Source organism: Polyangium jinanense (genome assembly GCF_028435365.1).
In genome coordinates, this window is sequence record NZ_JAGTJJ010000004.1 from 271,368 (window position 1) to 296,397 (window position 25,030).

Below are 25,030 nucleotides of genomic sequence, written 5' to 3' on the forward strand. Positions count from 1 at the left end.
TAATTTGTCTGTTTCCGGGATGGAGGGCTTTACCATGAATCGCTGTATTGGCTTGCTGCTCGTCGCAGCGCCGCTCGTCCTCGCCGCTTGCGGTGACGCGGAAAATGGCGCGGTCTCCGATCCGGATGTCTTCCGGCTCGATCTGGGGACGTTCACCGCCCCCGCGGGGGAGTCGTTCCTCTGCTCCTACACCGATACCATCACGACGCGGGAGATCAGCGTCATCTCGGCCGAGGGCATCCAGGGCCCCGGGGGTCATCACCTGACCATGTATTACGTCGACAACAAACGGCCCGTCGGGAGCGTGCCGTGCTCGGGGACCACGGAGATGCTGGATTGGCACTTCGTCGTCGGCGCGGGCGGAGAGGGCATGGGAGAGGGTGGCCTCGTGGACCTTGCCGAGGGGCTGGCCATCAAAATCCCCGCTGGCAAGCAGCTCATGGTCCAGGCGCATTACATCAATGCCTCGGGAGCCGATCAAGAGGTCCACGACTGGATGGATATTCGCACCACGGATCCCTCGCGCGTGAAGGCCTACGCGGGTGATTTCGTCGTCCTCGACGATACGTTCGAGATCCCGGCGCACGCGAGCAAGGAGAGCACGAGCATCTGCGAGATCACGGAGGATACGCAGCTCAGCATGCTGCTCGGGCACATGCACGAGACCGGCACGCATTACAAGCTCGAGACGCTGGACGAGAACGGGAGCCCGCTGAAAACCCTCATCGACAACGCGTGGCAGCCGTCGTACGCATCCCACCCGCCCGTGTCGACCTTTACGATGGAGGAGCCGCTCGTGATCCCCGCGGGCACCCGGCTCCGACAAACCTGCTCCTGGGACAACACCTCCTCGACGCCGATGCTCTTCCCGACGGAGATGTGCATCGCGTTCGGCTACTATTTCCCCGGGGAATCGCGGCGCATGTGCGAACGCGTCGACGAGGCGGCTCCTTGAACCTCCGATCCCTCGCGGCGCCCTCCCTGATCGCGGTGCTACTCGCCGTCGCTTGCTCCTCGGAGACGAACGGAGGCAGCGCGGCGAGCTCGAGCAGCAGCGGCAGCGGCGGCCAAGGCGGCGATCCCACCCCCGACGACTCCTGCGTGAGGCCCGGGGACAAGGGCAATAGCAAAGGCGTGGGGGAGTATTGCACTCCCTTCGGAGGCCAGTGTACCGGACAACCGTACGCGGCCCTCTGCCTCGCCGACGTAGGCCAAGATCAGTGGATGTGCACGCGCATCGGCTGCGACGAGACGACCGACTGCGGCGAGGGCGCCGGCTGCTTGCTCGTCGAGAGCCAAGGCTCGGCATGCGTCCCCTGCCGCTGTGACGATCGGGGTGTCGGCTGCACGGACGCTGGCACGGGCGGAAGCGGCGGCACGGGCGGAAGCGGCGGCGCGGGCGGAAGCGGCGGCGCGGACGCCGGTCCTTGATCCGATTCTCCTGCCCAAACGCGGACAACCGGAACCTCCGGACAACCATCCAACCCCCCGAAGCCCGTCGCCGAGGCCAAAGGGGCGCCGTGTGCCCAACAATGGGCTGACGCACGGGCCCTTCCGCGGCTAGCGTGGCGGCGTGGCCAGGACGAAGTCGACCAGGAAAAAGGAGCAAGAGCCTTTGACCAAGGGCAGCGGACGCAAGCTCTTCGGGACCGATGGTATTCGTGGGACCGCAAACGAACCGCCCATGACGCCCGAGATGGCGTTGCGGCTCGGGCGCGCCATCGCGTTCGTCGCGCGGCGCGGCAAGGGTCGCAAGGTGCGTGTCGTCATCGGCAAGGACACGCGCCTCAGCGGCTACATGTTCGAGACCGCGCTCGCCTCGGGCATCTGCGCGATGGGCGGTCACGTCATGCTGAGCGGCCCGATCCCCACCCCGGCCGTCGCGCAGCTCACCCGCAGCATGCGCGCCGACGCCGGCGTCGTGATCAGCGCCAGCCACAACCCGTACGGCGACAACGGCATCAAGATCTTCGGCCCCGACGGCTTCAAGCTGCCCGATGCCGAGGAGGCCGCGATCGAGCGGCTCATGGAGGGCGGCGAGCTCGACGCGCTCCGCGTGACCGGCGCCGCGATCGGCGACGCCATGCGGCTCGAAGACGCGCGCGGCAGGTACGTCGTGTTCTGCAAGAACACCTTCCCCGCGCAGCTCTCGCTCGACGGCGTCAAGCTCGTCTGCGACGCCGCGCACGGCGCCGCGTACAAGGTCGCGCCGCTCGTCTTCAGCGAGCTCGGCGCGGACGTCGTCCCGCTCGGCGTGAAGCCGAACGGCCGCAACATCAACCGCGACTGCGGTGCCTTGCACCCCGACCACGTGGCTTCCGAGGTCGTGCGCAAGGGCGCGGCGCTCGGCATCGCGCTCGACGGCGACGCCGACCGCGTGATCATGGTCGACGAGAAGGGCCAGATCGTCGACGGCGACGCGATCATGGCGCTCGTCGCGCTGCGCCTGCTCCGCCAGGGCAAGCTGCCGGGCGGCACCGTCGTCAGCACGGTCATGTCGAACCTCGGCCTCGAGCGCGCGCTCGCGAGCGAGGGCGGCCGCGTCGAGCGCACCGCCGTCGGCGACCGGTACGTCGTCGAGGCCATGCGCGCCGGCGGCTACAGCTTTGGCGGCGAGCAGTCGGGGCACCTGATCTTCCTCGACCACGCGACCACGGGCGACGGCATCGTGGCCGCGCTGCAGGTCCTCGCGATCATGCTCGAGTCGGGCAAGCCCCTCTCGGAGCTCGCCTCGCAGGCGATGCAGCGCGTGCCGCAGGTGCTGGAAAACGCCACGTTCGTGCGGCGCATGCCGCTCGAGTCGATGCAAACGATGCGGCTCGTCGTCGACCGCGTGGAGAAGACGCTCGGCGGCAAGGGCCGCGTGCTCGTGCGCTGGAGCGGCACGGAGCCGAAACTCCGCGTGATGGTCGAGGGCGAGGACGAGGCGCTGATCGCCAGGTACGCGCAGGAGATCGTCGAGGCCGCGAAGAGTGACGTGTCGAGCGGCGCGGCGGGGTAAATTCCGCGCGTGCTCCTCCTGCTCGACGTGATGACGCGCGCCGCGCGCCTCTTCTTGCTCGCGCTCGCGCCGCCGCTCTTGTCGCCCGAGCCCTCCCCTCCCGGAAACCCGATCGTCGCGGCCATCCTGGCCGTGCTTCTGCTCGGAGCCGTTCTCTACGGCGCCGTACGACTTCGCGCGTGGGGCGCACGAGAGCGTGGGTTCGCGTGGAGCGCGTCGCTCGCGTGGGTCGCGGTCGCGGCCGCGCTCGGCGCCGCGCTCTACTTCCGCGAGGGCCGCGCACCGCTCGGCCAGGGCGTCGTGTTCGTCGCGGTCCCGGCCTGGGCCTCGATCACGCTCGCGGCGTCGACGCTCGCGGCAAAGATGTTCCCTCGCGCCCGCCATGCGCGGCGCTTCGCGGCGCTCGCCGTGCTCACGGCGTCTGCGCTCGTCTTCGCGTCCGCGTCGTCGTGGCTCGCCTCCCCCACGCAGATGTGGTGGGAAGCTCTGCGCCGCGACGGCGAGCACCCTCGCGCGATCGGTGAGCTCACGCGAAAGCCACTCGGATCACGGGATTTTCTCGCCGCGCGCGCCCTCGCGGACGAGTGCTTGCGGCTGCATCCCGGGAGCTGCCGCTGCCAGGGCGAACGCGCCGAGATCGCCATCCGCGCGCGCGACTTCGTGCAGGCCCTCGAGCTCGCGCGCGCCGCGCACGAAACGTGCCCCGGGGATGGCGCTCTGCGCGCGCTCCACGCCGAGGCGCTCGGCTTGAGCGGTCAGGCGATGCGGGCCGAGGAGGAGGCCCGTCGCGCGCTCGCCCTGGGCGGTTCCGAGGCGCGACTCAGGTACGCGCTCGCCCTCGCGCTCGCGGGCCAGGGCAAGGACACGGAGGCCATGCGTGAGGCCAAGCGGGCCGTCGAGCTCGGGGCCGGCCGGAGCGCCGCGCTCTTCGTCGGCTCCTCCGCGCTCGTGAAGGGCGATCTGGACGAGGCTGCCCGTGTGCTCGGCCCGCTCGTCGTGGCCGATCCGGGCGACGCCGAGGCGCAGTACGACCTCGGGCTCGTGGCCGATCGCCGCGGCGACTACAACGCCGCACGCTCGGCCTACCTCGCGGCTCTGCGAGCAGACCCCTCGTTCGCGGACGCGCGCTACAACCTCGCGCTCCTCACGTTCCGCCGCGGCGTCGTCGACGAGGCGAAGCACCACGCGCAGAAGCTCCGCGAGGCGCACCCGAACGACCCGCGCAGCGCCGAGCTCGCCCGGTCGTTGGGCCTCCAATAGTGGGAGCTCAAGGATTCTTGGCCAGGCGCGCGCGCACGGCCTCGGCCGTCTTCGTGTCACCGATGCCCTCGGCCATGCCGAGCATCTTCGTCCAGAGCGGCCGCGCCTCGGCGGGCCTGCCGGCCTGATCGAGCGCCGTCGCGAGCTGAAATGTCGCGCCGTAGTGATCTGGATGGTGCGCGAGCACGGCGCGGAAATGCGCTGCCGCGGCTTCGGGGTTTTTCCTGTTGTAGAGCGCGTCGAGTCCGAGCTGCATCGAGGCCGTCGGATCGGCGAGCGCCAAACCGTTCTGCCGCTCGTCGATCGCGGCCATCCGCGCGCGGGCGTGCTCGGCCGTCTGCGTGTCGCCGATCCCGTCGGCCATCGTCGCCATCTTCTCCCAGAGCGGCCGTGCCCCGCGCGGATCGCCGGCCTGTTCGAGCGCCGTTGCGAGCTGGTACGTCGCCCCGTAATGATCGGGATTTTCCGCGAGCACCTCGCGGAACCGCGCCGCCGCGAGGACGGGATCGCTTCGCGTGTAGAGCGCATCGAGCCCGAGCGTCATCGGATCCGCCGGCGCGTTGGGGCTCCGCGGGGGCGCGGCGCGCGGGTTCAGCGCCGCGCCCGGAAGGCCCACACCGCCCGGTTTTCCGGCCGGAATCGGGCTCGAAGCCTTCCAGGCGATGACGATCGAAAGGAAGGCGACCACGATGGCGCCGAGCCAGAAGGCCACGACGCCCGAGCCGCCGGCCGGTTTCAGCGCGCGCGCGGCAGGCTTTTCGGCGGTCTTCTCGGCGGCCTCTTCGTCCGTGGTTTCTTCGTTGGTTGGGGTTTCCGACACGGCGACTTTCCTCCGGATGACGAGCCCCACGAGCAGGACACCGAGCGCCGCGAAAAAGACGAACGGGAAAGCGCTCGAGCCCGCGCGCGCGGCGGGACCGGGCAGGGCGCCGAGCGCGCGGAGGACGTCGTACGTGGTGGGATCATAGGTGCGAAAGGTGATGAACGTCTCGTGGAACAGGGCGAGCTCGAACACGGCCGACGGGAGCAGCAAGGCCGCGGCGAACCCGGCCCCGCGCGCGCGCCCGGCCCAGGGGAACGAGACGATCGCCCACGCGGCGAGCAGGCGGAGGATCGGGTCGAGCACCACGAGAAACCGCAGGTTCTTGGGCAGGCCCACGAACGCGGCGAGGGAGACGAGCAGGAAGCACGCGAGCCAGAGCGCGCCGCGGTTTTCGCGCGGACGCTCGGCCAGACGCGCGAGCGCGACGATCCCGAGGATGCAAACGATCGGCGCGAGCACGAAGAGATCGAAGAGGGGCCGGTGCGGCGGGCCGCTCTGGTACTGGATGCCGTAGTCGTCGAGGAACGAGGCGCGCGCGAGGCGGACGAGCTCGAAGAAGGCCGAAGCGTCGCGGCCGAGGAGCAGGAAGCCCACGAAGAAGAGGGCCGGCGGGACCAGGAAGAGCAGTACGTCCGCGGGGCGCAGGCGCGAGCGGAGGGCGAGGACGGTCGCCGCCGCGAGAGCTGCATACGGAAAGACGAACGCTTCCTTCACGGCAAACGCGAGCGTCGCGAGGCCGGCAAACAAGGCCATCGGTCGCCATCGCGCGCGCAGCGATTCGCGTTTGTCCTGAGCGAGCCGAACGAGGGCCCACGACGCGGCCAGAAAGACCGCGCAGTACACCTCGTCCTGGAGCGCGCGCCGGGAAAGCGCGAGCTGGAGCGGCGACGTCACCGTGAGCGCAGCCGCGACGAGCCCGGCCCGCGGTCCCACGAGACGCGCGCCGAGCAGGTACGTGAAGACGATCGACACGATGCCCGCGATCGTCGAGAGCCACGCGAGCGTGCGGCCGTCGCACGGCGCGTCCACGGCGCACGCGAGCGTGGTTAGCACGAAGTAGCCCCACCGCAGTGGCGTGGGAGACGCCGCGAGATCCGCGCGTTCGAGGTGCGCCGCCACGAGCCGCGGGTACGCGGACAAACCCTCGCGCTCGAGGAACTGCGCCGCCGACACGTAGTACGCCTCGTCCGCGGGCGCATACGATGCGACGTCGTTCCACCCGATCCGGAGCGCCGCACCGAGCCCCACGATCCCGAAGAGGACCGCGTATGTCCGGACGAACTTCACGAGCGTCGCGCCCCGCGACAGCGCGGTCATCGTTTCGCCTTCGAAGGTTTCTCCTCGGCGGATGCGGCCTTCTCCTGCGCCGCCAAGAGCGCCTCGACGCGACCCTTCGCATCTCGCTGGAGGTCGGCGACGAGCTGCTTCTGCGGACCTTCGAGCGGAAGCGCGAGCAGCCGTCGAAACGCGGCGAGCGCCTGCGGGGTGCGCCCGAGATCCTGGTTCGCCATGCCCACGCCGAACAGCGCCGGCGGCGCGAACGGATCGGCCGCGAGCACCCCTTCGAGCACGTCGAGCGCTTCGAGCGACTTTTTCTGCCGCGAAAGCGTAAACCCGAGCGCGATCGACGTCCCCGCCTCCGGCCGGAGCTCCAAAGACGCCCGCAGCGCCTGCTCCGCCTCGTCGAGCTTCCCCGCGCCGAGCAGCGCTTGCCCGAGCAAACCCAGCGCCTCCGGGCTCCGTGGATCCATCTGCACCGCACGCGAAAGATCCGCCGCGGCCTCGACGTGTTTGCCCTGCTGCAGACGCGCATTCCCCAGCGCAAGCCGCGTCCCGAAGTCGTCCCCCGCCTTCAAAGCCGCGACGAACCGCTCGATCGCGCCGGGCACATCCCCTTCGGCGAGCTTGATCTTCCCGAGCCCCGCGAGCGGCCCCGGCGCGTCGGGCCGGAGCGCGAGCGCCCGCTCCAGCGCAGCCTTCGCCTCCGCGGCGGCCTCGGGCCTCCCGGCGAGCAGCGCCCCGAGCGCCGCGTGCGCCACGTACGCATTCGAATCGGCCTTCACGGCCTCGGCGAGCTTCAGCCGCGCGCCATCCCGGTCCCCGCGCCGCGCGAGCACGTTCCCGAGCGCGGTCAGGCACACCGCTTCGAGGCCCTTCTCCGTCCCGCGCAAAAACTCCGCCTCGTACGCCACGTCTTCCAGCGCATCCGCGGCGACCCGAGCGGGGCTCTCGGCCATGAGGGAGACCCGCGCCCGCATCTGCGCCCGTTGCACGCGCGGATCGTGCGGCGCGAGCTCGTGGGCGTGGGCGTACGCGGCGAGGGCCTCCCCGTACCGACCCTCCGCGAGCGCGCGATCGCCCCGGCCGAGGTGCGTCACGGCGAGGTCGGGGAGCGCGTCGCACCCCACGGCGAGCGCCACGACCAGCAAGAGGGGCCGCATGACGGCTTGGCAAGCCGCGGCGCGAGCGGCGGTTCGGCGATCCATCGGCATGCCGTTGTACTCCGCCGGCTCGCCCTCGCGGAAGCGTCGCGTCTGCCACGCAGCTTGACAGCCCACGCATGGTCAGGGTTTTCTGCGTATATGCGCCTCGATCGCCGCCTGGGGCGGACTCGGTCGATCCTGGCCGGGGCCGCCATCTTCCTGCTCGCGTGTCCCTCCCTCGCGCAGGAGACGAGCGCGACCGGCGCCCTCGAGCGCTTCCAGCCGTCCGTCGCGGGCGATGCCCTCTTCGGCGTCCCCTCCCCGGGCGTGTCCGGACACCTCGTCCCCCGCGCCAAGGCCGTCGTCGACTTCGGCTTCCGCCCGCTCTCGATCCAGGACGGCGACACCCGCTACGCCATCGTCTCGCAACAGACGTTCCTGCACATCAACGCCTCGCTCGCGCTCTGGGATCGGCTGCTCGTCTCGCTCGACATGCCCTTCGCGCTCACGCAAGGCGGCGACAGCCCCACGGTCCTCGGCGTGCCGTTCGCCTCGCCGCAATCGGCCGAGGTCGGTGATCTGCGCATCGGCGCGCGCGTGCGCCTCTTCGGCGCGGATCGCGGCGCCTTCCAGGTCGGCCTCGGCGGTTATCTCGTCGCGCCCACCGGCCCGAGCGGCTACGCGGCCGAGGGCGCGGTCCGCGGCGAGCCCCACGTCGTCCTGGGCGGCCGCGTCGATCGGTTCCTCTACAGCGTCTCGCTCGGCACGACCCTGCGCGCCTCGGCCCGCCCGCACACGTTCGACGCGCGCGCCGGCGCGGCTGTGGTCTTCGGCCAGGACTTCTTCCAGATCGGCCCCGAGCTCTCGCTCTCGACGCCGTTCGCGCGCGAAGTCCTCCTCGACACGCCGGACACGCGGATCTCCGTCGCGTCCCCGGTCTCGGCCGAGCTCCTCCTCGGCGCCAAACTCCGCCCGCTGCCCTTCCTGGTCGTCGGCGCCGCCGCGGGCCCGGGCCTCACGCAGGGCTATGGAACGCCCGTCTTCTCCGCGATCGGCAGCATCGGCTACGAGCCGCAAGCGGCCCCGGCCGACAAGGACACCGACGGCGACGACATCCCGGACAAACACGACGCCTGTCCCGATACGCCGGGTCCGTCGAACGAGGATCCCAAGAAAAACGGCTGCCCGCCCGACGCCGACGGCGATCGCATCCCGGACAAACAGGACGCCTGCCCGAGCGAGCCCGGCCCGAAGAACGACGATCCCAGGAAAAACGGCTGCCCGCCCGACACCGACAACGACTTCATCGTCGATCCGAAGGACGCCTGCCCGAGCGAGCCCGGCCCGAAGAGCGCGGATCCCAAGAAAAACGGCTGCCCGCCCGACACGGACGACGACAGCATTCGCGACGTCGTCGACGCCTGTCCCAAGGATCCCGGCGTGCCGAACGAGGACCCGAAGAAGAACGGCTGCCCGCCCGATCGCGACGCGGACACGGTCCCCGACAAGACGGACGCGTGCCCGGACGTGCCTGGAAAACCCGACGAGGAAGCCGCGCTGAACGGCTGCCCGAAGGTCGAGGTCACGCACAAAGAGATCGTCATCCGGCGCCAGATCCGCTTCCGGTTCGGGCAATCGAGCCAATACCAGACGGTGGATCCGATGAGCGACGACCTCCTCCACGAGGTCCGCGACGCGATCCTCCAGCACCCCGAGATCGAGCTCATCGAGGTCCAAGGCCACGCCGACGCAATGGGCGCCGACGAGTACAACCAGATCCTCTCGCAGAGCCGCGCCGACTCGGTGCGCGCCTGGCTCATCAAGCGCGGCATCCCACCCGAGAAGCTCGTGGCCAAAGGCTACGGCGCGTCGGTGCCCGTCGAATCGAACGAGTCGAAGGAAGGCCGCCAGCAGAATCGCCGCGCGAACTTCGTGATCATCAAGAAAAAGGAGCCTTGAACCTCGCCCGAGGCCGGCTCTAGAATCGACACATGGCTTCCCTCGCGCGTCTCTCGGTCGGATCCCTCGCGATCTTCGCGGTGATGGGCGTTCTCGGCTGCGACGCAGGTGGCCTGCTCGAGGTCGAGGACAAGGACAACCCCACGCCGCCCGTCGCGGCCAAGGGCCACCCCGGGACGGAGATCGTCGCTGCCGGCACGCAGGCGCGAAACGGCAAGTACAAGCTCATCTACACGATGGGCCAGCCGACGCCGCAAAGCGTCCAGAAGTTGCCGGAGGGCAAACGCCTGAACGGCGGCATGCCCGGCTCCACGCAAGAGCCCTGAATCCGCCGCGCCGGGGCGCTGCCCCGGACCCCGCGGGGGCTGTTCGCCCCTCGACCCGAACCAGGGCAAGCCCTGGACCTTTCGGGGAAGAACTGCGCGATGCGCAGTTCTTCCCACAGGCCGGTGGCAAGACCATGAAGGTCGTCGCACGCAGCGACACGTTGCCGGTTGAAACGCCAGCGCTGGTCGTCGCGGTCTTGACCTGGCTGTTCGATGAACTGCGCATCGCGCAGTTCATCGACCCCGAGTCCAGCGCTTGCGCTGGTCCGGGTGCAGGGGCGGACAGCCCCTGCTGGGGCCTGGGGCAAAGCCCCAGCGCAGCGACTTTGGGAGGACTATCGCCCGCTGTGCATGAGCGGCAGGAGCGCTTGCAGCCACGTGTGCGACGGATCCGCGAGCGTGCTTGGGACCGTGCTCGGCGCATCGACGCGCGCGGGGCTCGCGGCGAGCGGCTCCGGCGCGATTCCGAAGCGTAGATCCGCGTAATGGGAGAGGCGCCCGCTTGGCGTGATCTCGTCTGCGCGGTTGCAGACGACGTGCCACTGGAAGGGCATGTTGGACGTCCCGCCGCCGAGCTCCACCACGTCGAAGCCTGTCGCGCTCTTGTTCTTCACGACCACGCCGCGCGTTTGCTCGTTTTCTTCGAGCTGAATGAACACGCGGAGCGGGTGACGCTCGTCGATCTGGACATTGGCTGTGAAGATCGGGTCGAGCTCGACGTGGGTGAAGCCGTTTTCGAGCCGCGCCTCGCCGTAGTCCTCGAAGAGAACCTCCGGCGCCTCGGGCGCGTAGAGGGTCACGCGGCGCTGGCCTGCGGCGTCGGTCGGGTCGAGGACGGTGGTCGAGACGGTGCCGATGCCCTGGATCTTGAAGCTCGTGAAGCCGTCCCAGAAGTTGACGCGGACGATGTCGCCGAAGTTGTCGGTGTACTCGGCTTGCGCGACGCCCGAGGAGAGGTTCCTCGAATAGGTGCCCGTCGTCTGGCCGGTGAATGCGCCGCCGGAGCCGGCGACGAGGATGTAGCCGTCGATGTTCTGGCCCGCGCCGTGGATGGCGGTGCCGCTCGTGTTGTTGTTGTCGCCGTACACGGCCGCGAGGCTGCTCTGGCTCGTCACGCCGTACAGGCCGGCACCATTGCCGGTGCCGGCCGCCGCCGTGTTCATGCCGACGATCGCCGCGCCGGTGGTGGTCGTGTTCTCGGAGAGGATCGTGCGGACCGTGCTTGCCGAGGTGGCGTGGAATGGGGAGTTCGGGGCGGTGGTGCCGAGGCCGACGTTGGTGCCGTTGTCGAAAAGCCGCGAGTTGCCGCCTGTCGTGGCGCTCGTGAACTTGATGATGAAGTTCGTCGTGCCGTTGATGTTCGCCGAGCCCGCCGGGCCCTGCGGCCCCTGCAGGCCCTGGATTCCTTGCGGACCTTGCGGCCCCTGCGCGCCTGTCGCGCCCGCCGGACCGATCGGCCCCTGCAAGCCCTGAATACCTTGCGGACCTTGCGGCCCCACAGCGCCGGTCGGACCGAGCGGCCCCTGCGGACCCACGGCCCCGGTCGGACCGATCGGACCCTGCGGCCCCTGGATGCCTTGTGGCCCCTGCGGACCCACAGCGCCGGTCGGACCGATCGGACCCTGCGGACCCACCGCTCCGGTCGCCCCCTGCGGCCCCATCGGCCCCGCGGCCCCGGTCGGACCGAGCGGACCCTGCGGACCCACCGCTCCGGTCGCCCCCTGCGGCCCCATCGGCCCCATGGCCCCGGTCGGACCGACATCACCTTGCGGACCCATCGCGCCGGTCGAACCCATCGGACCGACGTTGCCCTGCGGCCCCATTGCGCCGGTCGGACCGATCGGACCAATCGGCCCCTGCGGACCCACCGCACCGGTCGCCCCCTGCGGCCCCATCGGCCCCGCGGCCCCGGTCGGACCGACATCACCTTGCGGACCCATCGCGCCAGTCGGACCCATCGGACCCATCGGACCCACAGCGCCAGTCGAACCGGTCGCGCCGGTCGGCCCCACCGGCCCCATCGGCCCGATTGGACCTGCCGGGCCGATCGCGCCGGTCGGACCCATCGCGCCCATCGGACCCGCCGGACCCACTGCTCCGGTCGCGCCGGTCGGACCCATCGGCCCGACCGGACCCAGGCCGCCCGTCGGACCCGCGGGGCCCATCGCACCATCCGCGCCGACTGGACCTTGCGGACCCGTCGCACCCGTCGGCCCCACGAGCCCCGTCGGCGGACCGACCCACTCGCCGTTGTTGTTGATGACCTCGGTCCCGTTGATCGTCACGCTCGTCGGGTGGATGTCCCCGTTCACGTCGTTCGCGAGCAGCGCGTACGGCACGCTCTGGATGGGCGCGCGCGGCTGGAGCTCCGGATCGCTTTCGATCGTGATCCCCAGGTACCGCACCGAACCGTCGAAGAGTTTGTCGAACGGCACGATCGAGCCGAGCGAGACGGAGTAAAACCCCTCGTCGAAGTCGACCTTGTGCTCCTCGCTCCAGAGCGGCGTCTGCGCGTTCGCCGCGTCGTAGATCGCGAACGTCACCGTGAGCGAGCCGTTGATCGGCGCATCGTCCGCGTCGAAGAGCCGCCCCTGGTTGGTGATCGTCACGGGCACGGCCGCGTGCGCGTGCATCGCCGCCATCGACACGCTGCCTGCGAGGAGTGCAGCCGTGAGCCACCGCCGGATCGTGGGAGTCTTCATGTCAAGCGCTCCGCCGCGTCGAAAGAGCTAGAAGCCGATCCGCGAACGCGCGCTCGTGCGATCGGGCGCGCATGGATCTCCTCTCGATCGTAAACGCCTCGCGAGAAAGCAGTCAATCGCCGCGGTGGCTCCGCGGACGTGATCTTCCGAGCCAGCCGAAGACGATCACGCCGAGCAGGTTCGCCGCGAGATCGCCCAGGCTGAAGGTCCGCGTTGGCGAGAACGCCTGCGCGCACTCGTCGATCGTCGCCACGATCCCCACCACGACCGGCCCCGCCGGCAGCCCGATCCGCGGCACGCGCGCGTCGTCCGTGGCCCGCCGCGCGAGGAACGAGGCGCCGCCGAGCAGCACGAAGTGCAGCACCTTGTCGAGGTACGGCGTCGACAGCACCGACAGCGGCAGCCCCCGCGCGTAGGCGAGGCCCGAGATGACCCCGAGCAGCACCACGTAGCCTGCCAGGGCGAGCTGCCACGCGCGGACCGAGCGCATCGTGTCCCTCTTCGGATCCGACCCCTGAAACGACGAAGGGCGCCGCATCGTATCGATTGCGGCGCCCTCGTCGTCCTTCGTGCCGGTGGAGCTGAGGGGAATCGAACCCCTGACCTCCTGACTGCCAGTCAGGCGCTCTCCCAACTGAGCTACAGCCCCGTCGTGCTTGGGAGGCGCAGTATCTACAGCCTCCCAGCCCGTTTGTCTCCTCTTTTTTTAGCGATCCAACCTACACCAGAGCACTTTTCTGGTCGGAGGGTCGGTCCGGACGGTCAGAAGCCCATCAATTTGGCGATGTAGTACTTCATGGTCTCGGTCGTCCCGCCGCCGATGCGGAAGAGCCGCTGGTCGCGCCAGGCCCGGGCGATCGGGAAGTCCTCGATGTAGCCCCAGCCGCCGTGGAATTGCAGACACGTGTCCATGATGTCGCTCACCACGTCGCCCACGAGCACCTTCGACATCGAGATGTATTTCACCGTGTCGAAGCTGACCGGCCCCTTCTTGACGTATCGCTCGTCGTTGTAATGGTCGACGCACTTGTAAACGAAGGACTTCGCCGCCTCCGCCCGCGTGTAGAGGTCCACGAACTTGTGCTGCCAGACCTCACGCTTGAGGATCGGCTTGCCGAACGCCACCCGCTCGCGCCCGTACGCGACCGCCTGCTCCAGCGTGTAGAAGGCGCCGGCGAGCGCGCTGACCGAGCCGATGAGCCGCTCGCTCTGGAAGTTCTGCATCAGATACATGAAGCCCATGTTCTCCTCGCCGAGCAGGTAGCGCTTCGGCACCCGCACCTCGTCGAGGAAGAGCTCCGCCGTGTCCGAGGACTTGTTGCCGATCTTCTTCAGCTTCTTCGAGACGCTGAAGCCCGGCAGGTTCGTCGGGACCAGGAAAAACGAACAGCCGTGCGCTCCGCGGTCGGGGCTCGTCTTCGCCAGGAGCGTCACGAAATCGGCCCGCGTCCCGTTCGTGATGAACGTCTTTTGCCCGCTGATCACGTAGTCGTCGCCGTCCTTGCGCGCCGTCGTGAGGATGCCGGCCACGTCGCTGCCCGCCGCGGGCTCGCTCACGCCGAGCGAGATCACCTTGTCGCCCGCGAGCACGGGCTTCAAAAACTCCTCGATCTGCTCCTTCGTCCCGAGGTCGCTGATCACCGGGGTCGCCATGTCGGCCTGCACGAGCAGGCCCATGGTCACGCCGGCCAGGCGCGACCGCGGCAGCTCCTCGGCCTTCGCCGCGCTGAACCAGTAGTCGAGGCCTTGCCCGCCATGCTCCTCGGGGAAATGGGCGCCCAGGATGCCGAGCTCACCGGCGCGCTTGAACACCCAATTCGGGAAGCACTCCTCCGCCTCCCATTCCTCCGCGTGTGGCGCGAGCTCCTTCTCGGCGAACGCGCGGACGGTCTTCCGGAACTGCTCGTGCTCCTCGGTGAAGGGCTGCCACATGGCCACGGTCTCCTCGTTGTTGCCGGCCAGAGGGGCGCTCCTACCCCACGATTTCCCGGCGTTTCGAGAATGATTCGTACACGAAACATTCGCGAGCGCAAGAGGAAGAAATGTGAGGCTGTATCCAGGGCTGCGAAGCCGAGGGAACCGCGCGCCCCCGTCCCCAAGCTCTGCTAGCCTCGGTCCCCCCGGATGCGGTTCCTCCTCCTCTCGCGTAACGCCAATCTCTATTCGACCAGCCGGATCGTCCTGGCCGCCCGCGCGCGTGGCCACGAGGTCACGGTCATCGACCCGCTCGACCTGCAGATCGTCGTCTCCAAGGGCCGATCGAGCCTGCTCCACGAGGGAAACCCCGTGCCCCGGTTCGACCTCGTGATCCCCCGCATCGGCGCGAGCATCACGAACTACGGCCTCGCCGTGGTGCGCCAGTTCGACCTCATGGGCGTGCCCGTGCTGAACAGCGCCGTCTCCATCGCCCGGAGCCGCGACAAGCTGCGCGCGCTGCAGCTTTTGAACCGCAAAAACATCGACGTCCCCGCGACGATCTGCGCCAGAAGCCCCGCCGGCGTCGATTCGGCCCTCGCCCTCGTCGGCTGTCCCGCGATCGTCAAGCTCCAGCAGGGCACGCAGGGCATCGGCACCATGATCGCCGAGACCCCTCAGGCCGTGCACTCGCTCCTAGAGACGCTCTGGGCCATGGGCCAGGACATCGTGCTGCAGGAGTACGTCCGCGAATCGAAGGGCCGCGACATCCGCATCATCGTGGTCGGCGGCAAGGTCGTCGCCTCGATGCGCAGGGTCGCCAAGCCCGGCGAATTCCGCTCGAACCTGCACCGCGGCGGCAAGGGCGACAAGGTCAAGCTCCAGCCCGCCTACCGCAACGCGGCCATCCGCGCGGTCAAGGTGATGGGCCTCGAGGTCGCCGGCGTCGACATGCTCGAATCGAAGAAGAAGCCGAAGATCCTCGAGATCAACAGCTCCCCGGGGCTCGAAGGCATCGAGCGCGCGAGCGGCATCGACGTGGCCTCGGCCATCATCGAGCACGCCGAGAAGTACGCCCTGACGCACGGGCGCATCTCGCAACGCGAGGTCGATCTGCGCATCACGAACGTCATCCACGACGAGCGCATGCCGCCCCGGCGCATGCCGCCCATCCCCGCTCGCTTGAACGGCCGCATGAACGGCCGCGTCCGCGGAGCGCCGTCTTGAGCCTGCGGATCGAGCCCACGGGCGACGCGCTCGTCCTCTCGATCGACCGTCCGAAGACCAAGAACGCCCTCGACCGGGACCTCACGCGCCGCCTCGCCGAGGCGGTCCGCACGGCCGAGGCCGACCCTCGGGTCCGCGGCATCGTGCTCACGGCGACGGGCGAAGAGACGTTTGCCTCGGGCGGGGATCTCCACGAGATCGCCCGCGCCGTGCGGGAAGGCGCCGGCCCGTCCGGCGTGCTCGACATGTACGAGGACCTCGTGGTCCTGGAGACGTGCGAGCTACCCGTCGTGGCCGCGGTGCAAGGCGACGTTTACGGCGGCGGCTGCGAGCTCCTGCTCCTCTGCGACATGGTGCTCGTCGAGGCCCACACCTCGCTCGCGTTCCGGCACGCCCGCATGGGCCTCTCGCCGGCCTGGGGCGGGCTCACGCGGCTCGTCGAGCGCGTGGGGCCGATCGAGGCGCCGCGGCTCTTGTTCTCGGCCGAGAAGATCGGCGCCGAAGAGGCCGCGCGGATCGGGCTCGTGAACGAGGTCGTGCCGAAAGGAACGTCGCGCGAGCGGGCGCTCGAGCGCATCGGGCGCATCGCCGGGGGCGCACGCGCCGTCATCGCAGCGCAAAAACGCGCGCTCCTGGCCGTCCGCGCGGCGATGCGCGGCGACGCGATCGAGCGCGAGCGGGCCATCTTCGCCGAGGTCTGGGGCGGCCCGGCGCATCAGGCTGCGATCGACGCGTTCTTCCGCCGCCGCGGCTGACCCCTCAAGGGACGTACACGAACCCGCTGCCCCCGCGCCCCACGCGCCAGCGCCTCGTCGCCGCGTCCCAATCGAACGACGTCACGGGTCCGCTGCCTCCGGCCGTGCCCACCTTCCGCGCGCCGCGTGGGCTCGCCGTGATCTCGTAGACCTCGCCCGCGGCGTCGACGTACCCGTGCGTCTTGCCGTCCCGCTTGGCGTAGTGGCCGCCGAGCGAGGCTTCGGCGGGCGTGTCGATCGGCGCCTCGAGCCCGCCGCCGGGCGCGAGGTACACGAGCCGGATCTTGTCCTCCTTCGTGGTCACGAGCGCGCGTGTGCCGTCGTCGAAGGGCAGGATCGACCGCGTGCCGCCCCCCGGAAGCTCCCCGAGAATCTTGGTCTCCACGTCCGGGGCCGGCGCGCCGTGCGTCGCGCGGTGCACCATGCACGTCCCCCCGTCGCAGAGCACGTACACCGTGTCCGCGTCGAGCACGCTCGCCCCGAGCGTCGACGGCGCGGCGTAGTCCGCCGAGCGCAGCGACTCGCCCGAGCGTGGATCCCAGCGGAACAGCGCACGTTGAGGCGCGATGATCACGTCGCCGGAGGGCAGGAGCGCGATGCGGATCTTGAACGAGCCCACGCTGCCCACGAGCGGCCCGAACTGCGGCCCGGCCCGCCCGTCGAGCGCCACGGCGCGCACCTGGAGGTCGTCCACGGCCACGTAGGCCGTGCGCTCCGCCGCGGTTTGTCCCGCGCAGCAGGCGATCTCCACGACGTTCCCGCCGAGCTCGATGGGCGCGCGGATCGACGGGCTGCCGCGCAGGTCGTCGACCCGCCAGAGCATGTTGTCGTCGCCGCCGCCGAGCAGCACCTTCGTGACGGGATCGAAGGCGACGGCCTGCTGATCACGCATCGTGAAGAAGGACCTGCTGCTGCGCCAGCCCTCGACGAGCGGCTCCGAGCTGAACACCTTTCGGCCCTTCGACACGTCGGCGATCGCGAACTCGTCGTCGTCCCCTGCGTACGCGATTTCGGAGGGCCGATCCGGCATGGGGAAGACGTCGTTCACGTCGTCGTCCGTGTCGAACTCGGTCGTCTTGCCCGTGGCGACGTCGAGCAGGGTCACGTCGTCGCTCTCCGAGCCGGACACGACGCGCTGGCCGTCTGCGGAGAACCGGATGCGCACGGGCACGTCGATCGTGGCCGCGGCGAGCTGCTTCAGGCTCGGGTACGCGACGACACGCACGGTGCCGTCGGGGCTCGAATACGCGAAACGTGTCCCGTCCGGCGGCGCGGTGACGTCGATCGCGCGCGTGGAGACGAGGCGCGAGCGTTTGGCGAGGGTCTTCGTGTCGTGCAGCCAGATCCCGGTCGCGCCGGCCACGACGAACGAGGAGCCATCCCCGACGGGCGCCGCGGCCTCGGCCGTGTGCGGCACGAAGACCGTCTTGCCCGCCTGCGCCTGGATCGCGCCGCGGATCGGGACCCGGGCGTCGAGCTGCAAGCTCGGCCGCTTCGCGTCCCCGTGGACGGGCGCTCGTTCGGCCTGCCCCGTCTCGGGCGCGAGCGGCGCGGTCGGCTCTGCCTCCTCGGCCTCGCCACCGCCGCCCACGCCGAGCGAGGGCCCCGTCGAGGGCGGCGACGACCCCGGCCCCGGCAGGCTCTTCATCAGCGACGAGCACAGCCCCATCGGGCAGCCGCAGCACCCTGAAGCGCCGAGCACGAGAGGAAACAGGATCCCGGCCGTGACACGCGCGAGGAGGGTGAGAGCTTGCAAACGCACCCGGACATGAGAGCGAAAGGACGGCCGCGTGGGAAGGGGCCCCGCGAGCGAGGCGTGGAAAGCACGCCCTCACGGCCCCCTGCGGAAGCGGGGAGCCTGCTCCGGCGGACTGCCATTCTCATGACGGATCCATGGCATATTCCTCCGTCACCGAGGTGACATCCGAAGAATGCACATTGCAACATTGCAATGTCGCGCGGGTTGGTGGTACCCACAGAGGATGGCGGGAGAGGTCATGCAGCAGTCGTTTCTCGACGCGTGCCCGGGGATCTATTTCGTGACCAGCGCCGCGGGTGTCATTACAATGGCGAACCGCGAGGCCACGCGCGCCTTCGGCGGCCATGGCGCCGAGGGCCGCTCGCTCCTCGAGAGCGTCCACCCCGAGGATCGTGGCTACGTCGAGGCGCTCTGGACGCGCCTGCCGGAGGACGGTGAGCCGCTCCGCGCCGTGAGCCGGCTCCGGGGGACGGACGGGCATTACCAGGCGTATTCCTTCAGCGCGCGCCGGGCGGCCGAGGGCCCCGAGATTCACGCCGTGCTCCTGCCCGCCGCGCCCGCGGACCCCGCCGCCGTGCCGCGCCCCGAGGCTCCGGAGCTGCTTCTGCGCCGTATCCTCGACAGCCTGGAGCTGGCGGCCTGGATCGCGTATCCGGACGGTCATTGCAGCTTCAATGACGGCAAGAGCCTCGATACGAGCGGCATCGGCCGGGGCTACCACGTCGGCAAGAACATGTTCGATATGTACGCGTCGGATCCCCTCATCCAGGACAACCTCCGGGCCGCGCTCCGAGGCGAGGAGCGCCACTACGTCGTCGAAGCGCTCGGCGCGCTCTGGGAGAACTGGGTCTGGCCCGTGAAGGATGCTCGCGGCGAGGTCGTGGGCCTCATCGGCGTGTCGCTCGACAAGAGCGAATCGAGGCGCGCGATGCAGGAAATGCAAAACAAGCTCGACCTCATCGAACGGCAGCAGGAGGTCATCCGGAACCTCGAAACGCCGATCATCGAGGTCTGGGACCACGTGGTCACGCTCCCCATGGTGGGCGTCGTCGACAGCGAGCGCGCGGCGCGCGTGATGGACGACCTGCTCGCGGCGGTCTCCCGGAAGGGCGCGCGCTACGCGATCCTCGACCTCACCGGCGTCGATATCGTGGACACGGCCACGGCGGCCCACCTCCTCGGCCTCGTGTCCGCCCTGCGCCTGCTCGGCGCCGAGGGCATCATCACGGGCATCCGGCCGAACGTCGCGCAGACCGTGGTGAGCCTGGGGCTCGACCTCTCGCGCATGATCACGTGCGCGAACCTGCGCGAGGGCCTAAGGCTCTGCATCCGGCGCATGCACGCGCTGGCGGGCGCGGAACCTCGCAATGCCGCCCACGGCGCAATCCATTCTCCGTCAACGGGGTGACGCCCCAGAAACCGAAACGCAACATTGCAATGACGCAATGTTTGGTGGTACGCACGAACGATGGCGGGAGAGGTCATGCTGGAGTCATTTCTCGACGCGTGCCCGGGCATCTATTTCGTGACGAACGCCGAGGGCGTCATTTCAATGGCGAACCAGGAGGCCGCGCTCGCGTTCGGCGAACATGCCGCCGAGGGGCGTTCGCTCCTGGAGAGCGTGCACCCCGAGGATCGGGGTAGCTTCCAGGCGCTCTGGACGCGCCTGCCGGACGACGGCAAGGCCCTCCGCGCCGTGAGCAGGCTCCGCGGGACCGACGGGCAATACCAGGCGTACTCCTTCAGCGCGCGCCGGATGAAGCAGAGCCCCGAGATTCACGCCGTGCTCCTCCCCGCCGCGCCGAAACCCCCGCCCAGCGAAAAGGATCCGGAGAAGGTCCTGCGCGTGCTCCTCGACAACCTTGAGCTCGCGGTCACCGTCCTGGATCGAAACGGCGTTTGTACGTGGAATGAGGGCAGGAGCCTGATCACGAGTGGCCTCGGCCCGAACTTCCAGCTCGGCAAGAACCTGCCCGAGGCCTACGCGAACGATCCCGTGATCCGGGAGGGCAGCCTGGGCGCCCTTCGAGGCGAGGACAAGTACTACGTCGTCGAAGCGCACGGCGTCCTCTGGGAAAACTGGTTTGTCCCGGCCAAGGACGAGAACGGCGAGATCATCGGCGCCATCTGCTTGTCGCTCGACAAGAGCGAATCGAAGCGGGCCACGCAGGAGCTGCAAAACAGGATCGATGTGATCGAGCGGCAGCAGGAGGTCATTCGCAATCTGGAGACGCCGATCCTCGAGGTCTGGGACCGCGTGGTCACGCTGCCCATGGTGGGCGTCGTCGACAGCGCCCGCGCGGCGCGGGTGATGGACGACCTGCTCGCGTCGGTCTGCCGGCTCGGCGCGCGTTATGCGATCATCGACCTCACGGGTGTCGACATCGTGGACACGGCGACCGCGGCCCACCTCCTGAACCTCGTGTCCGCCCTTCGCCTGCTCGGCGCCGAGGGCATCATCACGGGCATCCGGCCGAACGTCGCGCAGACCGTGGTGAGCCTGGGGCTCGACCTGTCACGCATGATCACGTGCGCGAACCTGCGCGAGGGCCTGAGGCTTTGCATTCGGCGGATGCATGCACAGGCGCAGGCGGATGCGGCCGTGGGGGCGCTGGTCTGAATGTACTCAGGTGCGCGAGGCAGGAGGTGGGTGGGGGGCCGCTCCGCGTTTCGCGTCGGCACCCACCTCGGGGGTCTGTGACCTCTCCAGACTCGACCCGGAGGACCACCCCCAGGGTGGCTCTCCGCTATGGACTTACCTCGTTGAGCCTGGGAGGGGGTGCTCTCGCTCTGTCTGTCTTGCGAGAAGGACCTGCCTCAGGGTGGCGAGGCTTTATGCAGGGAGGGACGGGCGCCCTCCCCTGGGTGGCTCGGCTCTGTGCTCCCAGAGGCAGGAGCCACCCCCAGGGCCGTCATGCGCAGTGGATTGACAGAGGGCCAGCAGGCACGGGGTGGCTTCGGGGCGGAGGAGCCTGACGGAAACCCCCACGCGGGGCCTCGGCGTTGTGAGGGTCCGGGAGGAAGGACCCTGTCCGGGGTGGGTGGTGGCTTTCGGGAGAGGGGGAGGAGCCTCGAAGGGGATCGACCCGGCGTTGCCATCACACGCCGAGTTCGGACTCGGCCTCGTGCTTGAAGGATTGCTTCATGCGACCTCCCGACAAGGAAGGTACTTGCGGACATCCACCAGCCGTTCATGAGCGAAGACCACCTCGCTCAACCTCAGGTGCACCGAAAGCACCGCAAGGTCCTCGGGTAACGCGCGGGTCGTGATGGGACGAAGGGGGACAGCCATCGCCTCGTACGCATGGAGCATGTCACGCGACACGCGATGAACGTCGCTCCAGTCGTAAACGAAGAACCCACGCTCGGCCATGGCGATGAAGTCATCAGGGCGCTTCACGGTCACCAGGAGTCGACCGGATGAGGTGCTCGGGAGATCCCAAAGCCGCTCCTCGATGTCTTCAACGGCGAGAGCGGCTTGGTCGAGGGCATGCGTCGGGATCGGACCGACCCCCGCCGTGAAGAACGCGCCGATGTTGCCATTTCGATCGGAGGTGATCCACGCGCAGTCGAGGCCGCCCGGATATCGGTGATTCATTTTCCAATCTCCAGCGCGGCGCCTCCAGAACCTCAGCCTTCCGTCGTGCCAGGACCGGGCGCCGCGCCCGCGGGCGCCTCCTCGCTGCCCGCCTTGTCCTTGCTGGGCTTCGTGCTCTCCCATTCGCGGATGGGCCGGAGCATCCCAAAGGAAACCCGCCATCCGTGAAGCCGCATATGACACAGGCTATGCCCCAGCGATATCCCTCGGCAAGCGCCCCACCAAGATGGAGTCCAGCGCGCTATAGATATTGGCCCCAGCCAGTTGAATCCTGTCACCGAGAAGATAGACGCGGCCGACACCATCGATTGCGAGAAACACCTCACCATTGTATGCCTCGCCCAGTGGGAAGAGATCACTCCCCACCGGATCCTGGAAGGCGCCGAACCGGTCCTCTTCGCCGCTCGCAAGCTCCGGGTCCAAGTCGAAGCCCGCCCGGGCGCACTCGAGACCGGGCCCTTGGCAGTCCACACGAATACCGCCAAACTCCTCCAGAGCTTTTTCGGCCGCAACCGACATTCGAAACCCGTTTGGTTTTTCCAACTTTCGCCGCCACAGTGCAACACGCTGCGTATCACTGCGACCTTTGTGCCATCCGGCGGCCACCAGTTGTGCTTCGGTTTCTGCAGACCATTCCAGAGACTTGACCATATCGCCCTCTGTTCCCCCGACTTGATCCCGAACGCCTCCTGAAGCTTCGCACAGCTAGCACACGCCGAAATTGTGGTTCCGTGATTCGGATCCCCAGGCGCTCGCACACGAGCCGCCGTCATGATGGCCCCAGCGGGATTGACGCCAGCCTCGAGAGCCCTCGTGCTGCGTCCTCGTCACGCCCCCCGGGGAGACGCGCCCCTGACGGTTCTCAGGTCGACGGCTCGCCGCCCTTTCGTTGGGCTTCGAGCTTGTCCCGGAGCTCGCCCAGGATTCAGTCTTCTTCCGGGGTGCTGCGGCGCGCCTCGTCGATCCGACGCGTCCTCTTCCCCGGGATTTGTTCGCCCCTTCGTTGGGCCAGGAGCTCGTCACGGAGCTTCCGCAGAGATTCGAGGTGGTATTCGTAGAACTCCGTGGAGCTCTGCGTCGCCCTTGCTTCTTCGAGCCCTCGCTGAAGCTCGGCGATGAGCGGCAAAAGCACGGCGAGCCCCTCCTCGGGGTTCTCGTCGTACGCGCAGCAATTCGCATAATACCAGGTCATCCTGCATTCGAGGTCAATATCCGTGAAACCGAGGAGAACGCGAGCGTTCCAAGCATCCCGACAGGTCTGGAAGGGGGGGCGCTTCGATTCTGTCAGTCTGATGATATCTTCCGCGATGCGGCGCTTTATTTCGAGCACACCGAACTCACTGTCGCCCATGCGCGCCACGAACTCCGCCTCGAGCCGACAGTAGTCTTCAACGGCCTCGGCGAAGCTGCGAGTCCGCTTCAAAGATTTAACCAAGAGAGCGCCGCTCACTTTTGCGAACTCCTGGAAAATCTGCTCAATTCTTTCGTCTTCCGTCGTCATGTTCGTCCTACCGCGGCCATCCGGGCAACCAATACTCGCAGGATCCCTTGCCGCGCGTCAGCGGAATAGATTTGGGCCACTCTTTCTCCCCTCTACACTTGTCGAAGCACATCTTGCATCTCGTTTCTCCAATGACGCTACCCGGTCTGTCCGCCAGGGGCTTGTTCAGGCAGGCGTTCAGGTGCTCTTGACACGGGTCGTCGTCATCCGGATCGTCCCTCTTTCGAACCGTCTCCACAATATCCGCCTTGCTGACCTCCAGCGAAGCGGCACACACGATGATGACGGCGGGGCCCACTTCGATGATGAGGTCGGCGAGGGCGACCGCCACGACCACGAGCACCCCGGGGTGCCCGACGAGCCCACCCTCGGCCGGCGTCTGCCCGTTCGCAGGTGCGGGCGATGCGGGCAGGCGCAGCTTGCGCAGCCGGAGCAGATCCTCCGGGACCGTCATGGCGCGCAGCGCGATCCGCATGCATCCCGCGAGATCCGCGTGGGGCACGCCCTTCGACACCACATCGACCACGCGGCCCTCTTCGTCGACCCTCACCGCGACGTCGAACACGTAGTACCCCCGGGGAAGGTCGCCACCGAACTCATCGACGCACTCTCGCAGGCGCTCCGCGGTGGCGTCCGGCACGCGCGGGCCCTCGCTCGCTTCCGGGTATCTGATCTTGGCCCCGCAGCCGAGCGGCACGAGCGCTGTCGTCGCGCAGCCGAGGAGCCCAAGGGAGAGGAGGGTTCGCACACGCCGGGACGTCATTGCCGGAATGTGACCAAGAACCCCAGTTTCTGTCAATGCGTCGAGTATCCACCCCCACAGTGCGTGCGCCCCCGCAGCGAGCGAAGCTGAGGGTGCGCGTATGCGGGGAGGGTATGCGGGAGGGGGGAACTCGCCCAGCACAGGCACGAACGCGTATCAACGCGTAACGAGCCGGACGCGTGGCGCCTTCAGAAGCTCAGCCTTCGCCCGTGCCAGGCCCGGACGCCGCGCCTTCGGGCGCCTCCTCGCTGTCCGCCTTGTCCTTGCTGGGCTTCGTGCTCTCCCATTCGCGGATGGGCCGCAGCAATGCGTCGGCGCGCGCGGCCGTCTCGGGCTTGCCGCGCTTGACCGTGCCTGCCACCTGGATCACGTACGCGCGAATCGAATCGAGCAGCGTGTCCTTGCTCTCGCGTACCTCCGGCGCCTCCTCCGGGACGTCCGTCGTACCGATGACGGCTCCATATACGGCCTGCATCTGCTTGAGCAGCCCGAGGACCGGCGCCGCGCCAATGGCGTCGATCTGTGTTCCGAGCCCCTCGCGGTCAATGGTCGCAAGCTTGGTCTCGACCGCCGCCCACTCCTCTTTCACCTTCAGGTTCACGAACCTCCGGCCATCGGCGAAGACGCGATCCATGAGGACCTGCGCGTCCTCCCCCTGCGGCAAGAACTCCGCGAGCGAGGCCCACGCCGCGCAGATATCGTGGAAGGCGCCGCCGACCTTGTCCACGCGGCGATCCGCTTCCTTGACCGTGACGAGGCCGCCGGGGGTCTTCGCGACGGCCTGATGGACGACGATGCGATCCGCGACGATCTGAGCGACGGCCTCCGTCACGCTCGCAGGAAGGTCGTTGTACTTGGATGCGGCCGATTCGACGGCGCTCGCGAGAGCGATGGCGCCATTCGAATCAACACGGGGGAGCTGGACGAGATCAACGGGAGTGAATGTACGGGACATAGGTGCCGCAGCGTACGAGCCCCGGGCGGCCCATGTCCAGCCGTTTCAGACCGGCGGCTCCTCG

21 protein-coding genes and 1 tRNA gene are annotated in these 25,030 nt (G+C 68.8%); 10 read left to right on the plus strand and 12 right to left on the minus strand.

The annotated features are described in order from the left end of the window. Positions 1 to 34 precede the first annotated feature (34 nt). From KEG57_RS12465 to KEG57_RS12480, 4 genes are all read left to right on the plus strand, one after another. The gene (locus KEG57_RS12465) at positions 35 to 955 is read left to right on the plus strand and encodes a hypothetical protein (protein WP_272419891.1); all 921 of its coding nucleotides are present in this window, start codon (positions 35 to 37) and stop codon (positions 953 to 955) included. Continuing rightward, positions 952 to 1,431, plus strand: a complete 480-nt coding sequence (locus KEG57_RS12470) for a hypothetical protein (protein WP_272419890.1) — start codon at positions 952 to 954, stop codon at positions 1,429 to 1,431. Before KEG57_RS12465 ends, KEG57_RS12470 begins: the two co-directional genes overlap by 4 nt. A 142-nt stretch (positions 1,432 to 1,573) precedes the next feature. Next, positions 1,574 to 3,001 carry a phosphoglucosamine mutase gene (gene glmM, locus KEG57_RS12475; protein ID WP_308215621.1) on the plus strand — a complete coding sequence of 476 codons (1,428 nt, stop codon included), beginning with the start codon at positions 1,574 to 1,576 and terminating at the stop codon, positions 2,999 to 3,001. A gap of 9 nt (positions 3,002 to 3,010) precedes the next feature. Beyond that, on the plus strand, positions 3,011 to 4,261 hold the full coding sequence (locus KEG57_RS12480) for a tetratricopeptide repeat protein (protein WP_272419889.1): 1,251 nt from the start codon (positions 3,011 to 3,013) through the stop codon (positions 4,259 to 4,261). Positions 4,262 to 4,268: 7 nt separating this feature from the next. On the opposite strand, the gene KEG57_RS12485 is transcribed toward KEG57_RS12480, so the two are convergent. Both KEG57_RS12485 and KEG57_RS12490 read right to left on the minus strand, forming a co-directional pair. Beyond that, positions 4,269 to 6,401, minus strand: a complete 2,133-nt coding sequence (locus tag KEG57_RS12485; RefSeq protein WP_272419888.1) for a tetratricopeptide repeat protein — start codon at positions 6,399 to 6,401, stop codon at positions 4,269 to 4,271. Continuing rightward, the gene (locus tag KEG57_RS12490) at positions 6,398 to 7,570 is read right to left on the minus strand and encodes a tetratricopeptide repeat protein (protein WP_272458490.1); all 1,173 of its coding nucleotides are present in this window, start codon (positions 7,568 to 7,570) and stop codon (positions 6,398 to 6,400) included. Before KEG57_RS12490 ends, KEG57_RS12485 begins: the two co-directional genes overlap by 4 nt. A 96-nt stretch (positions 7,571 to 7,666) precedes the next feature. Between KEG57_RS12490 and KEG57_RS12495 the strand changes: the two genes are divergently transcribed. Together KEG57_RS12495 and KEG57_RS12500 are read left to right on the plus strand one after the other, a co-directional pair. Beyond that, a complete protein-coding gene (locus KEG57_RS12495) occupies positions 7,667 to 9,466 on the plus strand; it encodes an OmpA family protein (protein WP_272419886.1) in 1,800 nt (599 codons plus the stop codon). Positions 9,467 to 9,498: 32 nt separating this feature from the next. Continuing rightward, positions 9,499 to 9,792 (plus strand): hypothetical protein, encoded by a 294-nt coding sequence (locus tag KEG57_RS12500; RefSeq protein WP_272458491.1) that lies wholly within the window; start codon positions 9,499 to 9,501, stop codon positions 9,790 to 9,792. A gap of 335 nt (positions 9,793 to 10,127) precedes the next feature. Here the strand turns inward: KEG57_RS12500 and KEG57_RS12505 are convergent, their stop codons facing one another. The 4 genes from KEG57_RS12505 to KEG57_RS12520 all read right to left on the minus strand — a co-directional run bounded on the left by KEG57_RS12505 (position 10,128) and on the right by KEG57_RS12520 (position 14,426). After that, on the minus strand, positions 10,128 to 12,494 hold the full coding sequence (locus tag KEG57_RS12505) for a DUF8740 domain-containing protein (RefSeq protein ID WP_272458492.1): 2,367 nt from the start codon (positions 12,492 to 12,494) through the stop codon (positions 10,128 to 10,130). A gap of 112 nt (positions 12,495 to 12,606) precedes the next feature. After that, entirely contained in the window at positions 12,607 to 12,984 is a 378-nt protein-coding gene (locus KEG57_RS12510) for a VanZ family protein (protein WP_272419883.1), read from the minus strand. Between the two features lie 86 nt (positions 12,985 to 13,070). Continuing rightward, a tRNA-Ala gene (locus KEG57_RS12515) sits at positions 13,071 to 13,143 on the minus strand. Between the two features lie 113 nt (positions 13,144 to 13,256). Beyond that, positions 13,257 to 14,426: an acyl-CoA dehydrogenase family protein gene (locus tag KEG57_RS12520; RefSeq protein WP_272419882.1), complete on the minus strand. Its 1,170-nt coding sequence runs from the start codon at positions 14,424 to 14,426 to the stop codon at positions 13,257 to 13,259. 192 nt (positions 14,427 to 14,618) lie between these two features. On the opposite strand from KEG57_RS12520, the gene KEG57_RS12525 reads away from it, so the two are divergent. Together KEG57_RS12525 and KEG57_RS12530 are read left to right on the plus strand one after the other, a co-directional pair. Further along, positions 14,619 to 15,635, plus strand: a complete 1,017-nt coding sequence (locus KEG57_RS12525; protein WP_272458493.1) for an ATP-grasp domain-containing protein — start codon at positions 14,619 to 14,621, stop codon at positions 15,633 to 15,635. After that, complete coding sequence (locus KEG57_RS12530; protein WP_272458494.1) at positions 15,632 to 16,390, plus strand: enoyl-CoA hydratase/isomerase family protein; 759 nt, start codon at positions 15,632 to 15,634, stop codon at positions 16,388 to 16,390. Before KEG57_RS12525 ends, KEG57_RS12530 begins: the two co-directional genes overlap by 4 nt. Before the next feature lie 4 nt (positions 16,391 to 16,394). Here KEG57_RS12530 and KEG57_RS12535 read toward each other — a convergent pair whose 3' ends face one another. Then, on the minus strand, positions 16,395 to 18,152 hold the full coding sequence (locus KEG57_RS12535) for a WD40 repeat domain-containing protein (protein ID WP_272419879.1): 1,758 nt from the start codon (positions 18,150 to 18,152) through the stop codon (positions 16,395 to 16,397). Between the two features lie 235 nt (positions 18,153 to 18,387). On the opposite strand from KEG57_RS12535, the gene KEG57_RS12540 reads away from it, so the two are divergent. Next, positions 18,388 to 19,557 carry an STAS domain-containing protein gene (locus KEG57_RS12540; protein ID WP_272419878.1) on the plus strand — a complete coding sequence of 390 codons (1,170 nt, stop codon included), beginning with the start codon at positions 18,388 to 18,390 and terminating at the stop codon, positions 19,555 to 19,557. Between the two features lie 60 nt (positions 19,558 to 19,617). Further along, positions 19,618 to 20,769: an STAS domain-containing protein gene (locus KEG57_RS12545; RefSeq protein WP_272458495.1), complete on the plus strand. Its 1,152-nt coding sequence runs from the start codon at positions 19,618 to 19,620 to the stop codon at positions 20,767 to 20,769. A 522-nt stretch (positions 20,770 to 21,291) separates the two neighbouring features. On the opposite strand, the gene KEG57_RS12550 is transcribed toward KEG57_RS12545, so the two are convergent. The 5 genes from KEG57_RS12550 to KEG57_RS12570 all read right to left on the minus strand — a co-directional run bounded on the left by KEG57_RS12550 (position 21,292) and on the right by KEG57_RS12570 (position 24,966). Then, positions 21,292 to 21,747, minus strand: a complete 456-nt coding sequence (locus KEG57_RS12550; protein WP_272419876.1) for a hypothetical protein — start codon at positions 21,745 to 21,747, stop codon at positions 21,292 to 21,294. 186 nt (positions 21,748 to 21,933) lie between these two features. Then, a complete protein-coding gene (locus KEG57_RS12555) occupies positions 21,934 to 22,398 on the minus strand; it encodes an SUKH-3 domain-containing protein (protein ID WP_272419875.1) in 465 nt (154 codons plus the stop codon). A gap of 274 nt (positions 22,399 to 22,672) precedes the next feature. Continuing rightward, positions 22,673 to 23,248, minus strand: a complete 576-nt coding sequence (locus KEG57_RS12560; RefSeq protein ID WP_272419874.1) for a hypothetical protein — start codon at positions 23,246 to 23,248, stop codon at positions 22,673 to 22,675. Between the two features lie 7 nt (positions 23,249 to 23,255). Then, the gene (locus tag KEG57_RS12565; RefSeq protein ID WP_272419873.1) at positions 23,256 to 23,996 is read right to left on the minus strand and encodes a hypothetical protein; all 741 of its coding nucleotides are present in this window, start codon (positions 23,994 to 23,996) and stop codon (positions 23,256 to 23,258) included. 211 nt (positions 23,997 to 24,207) lie between these two features. Beyond that, complete coding sequence (locus KEG57_RS12570) at positions 24,208 to 24,966, minus strand: hypothetical protein (RefSeq protein WP_272419872.1); 759 nt, start codon at positions 24,964 to 24,966, stop codon at positions 24,208 to 24,210. Positions 24,967 to 25,030: the final 64 nt, after the last annotated feature.

Coding starts and splice junctions, on each gene's coding strand:
- KEG57_RS12465 (WP_272419891.1), top strand. CDS start 35: ATGAATCGCTGTATTGGCTTGCTGCTCGTCGCAGCGCCGCTCGTCCTC.
- KEG57_RS12485 (WP_272419888.1), bottom strand. CDS start 6,401: ATGACCGCGCTGTCGCGGGGCGCGACGCTCGTGAAGTTCGTCCGGACA.
- KEG57_RS12490 (WP_272458490.1), bottom strand. CDS start 7,570: ATGGATCGCCGAACCGCCGCTCGCGCCGCGGCTTGCCAAGCCGTCATG.
- KEG57_RS12495 (WP_272419886.1), top strand. CDS start 7,667: ATGCGCCTCGATCGCCGCCTGGGGCGGACTCGGTCGATCCTGGCCGGG.
- KEG57_RS12500 (WP_272458491.1), top strand. CDS start 9,499: ATGGCTTCCCTCGCGCGTCTCTCGGTCGGATCCCTCGCGATCTTCGCG.
- KEG57_RS12505 (WP_272458492.1), bottom strand. CDS start 12,494: ATGAAGACTCCCACGATCCGGCGGTGGCTCACGGCTGCACTCCTCGCA.
- KEG57_RS12510 (WP_272419883.1), bottom strand. CDS start 12,984: ATGCGCTCGGTCCGCGCGTGGCAGCTCGCCCTGGCAGGCTACGTGGTG.
- KEG57_RS12520 (WP_272419882.1), bottom strand. CDS start 14,426: ATGTGGCAGCCCTTCACCGAGGAGCACGAGCAGTTCCGGAAGACCGTC.
- KEG57_RS12525 (WP_272458493.1), top strand. CDS start 14,619: ATGCGGTTCCTCCTCCTCTCGCGTAACGCCAATCTCTATTCGACCAGC.
- KEG57_RS12540 (WP_272419878.1), top strand. CDS start 18,388: ATGCAGCAGTCGTTTCTCGACGCGTGCCCGGGGATCTATTTCGTGACC.
- KEG57_RS12545 (WP_272458495.1), top strand. CDS start 19,618: ATGGCGGGAGAGGTCATGCTGGAGTCATTTCTCGACGCGTGCCCGGGC.
- KEG57_RS12550 (WP_272419876.1), bottom strand. CDS start 21,747: ATGAATCACCGATATCCGGGCGGCCTCGACTGCGCGTGGATCACCTCC.
- KEG57_RS12555 (WP_272419875.1), bottom strand. CDS start 22,398: ATGGTCAAGTCTCTGGAATGGTCTGCAGAAACCGAAGCACAACTGGTG.
- KEG57_RS12560 (WP_272419874.1), bottom strand. CDS start 23,248: ATGACGACGGAAGACGAAAGAATTGAGCAGATTTTCCAGGAGTTCGCA.
- KEG57_RS12570 (WP_272419872.1), bottom strand. CDS start 24,966: ATGTCCCGTACATTCACTCCCGTTGATCTCGTCCAGCTCCCCCGTGTT.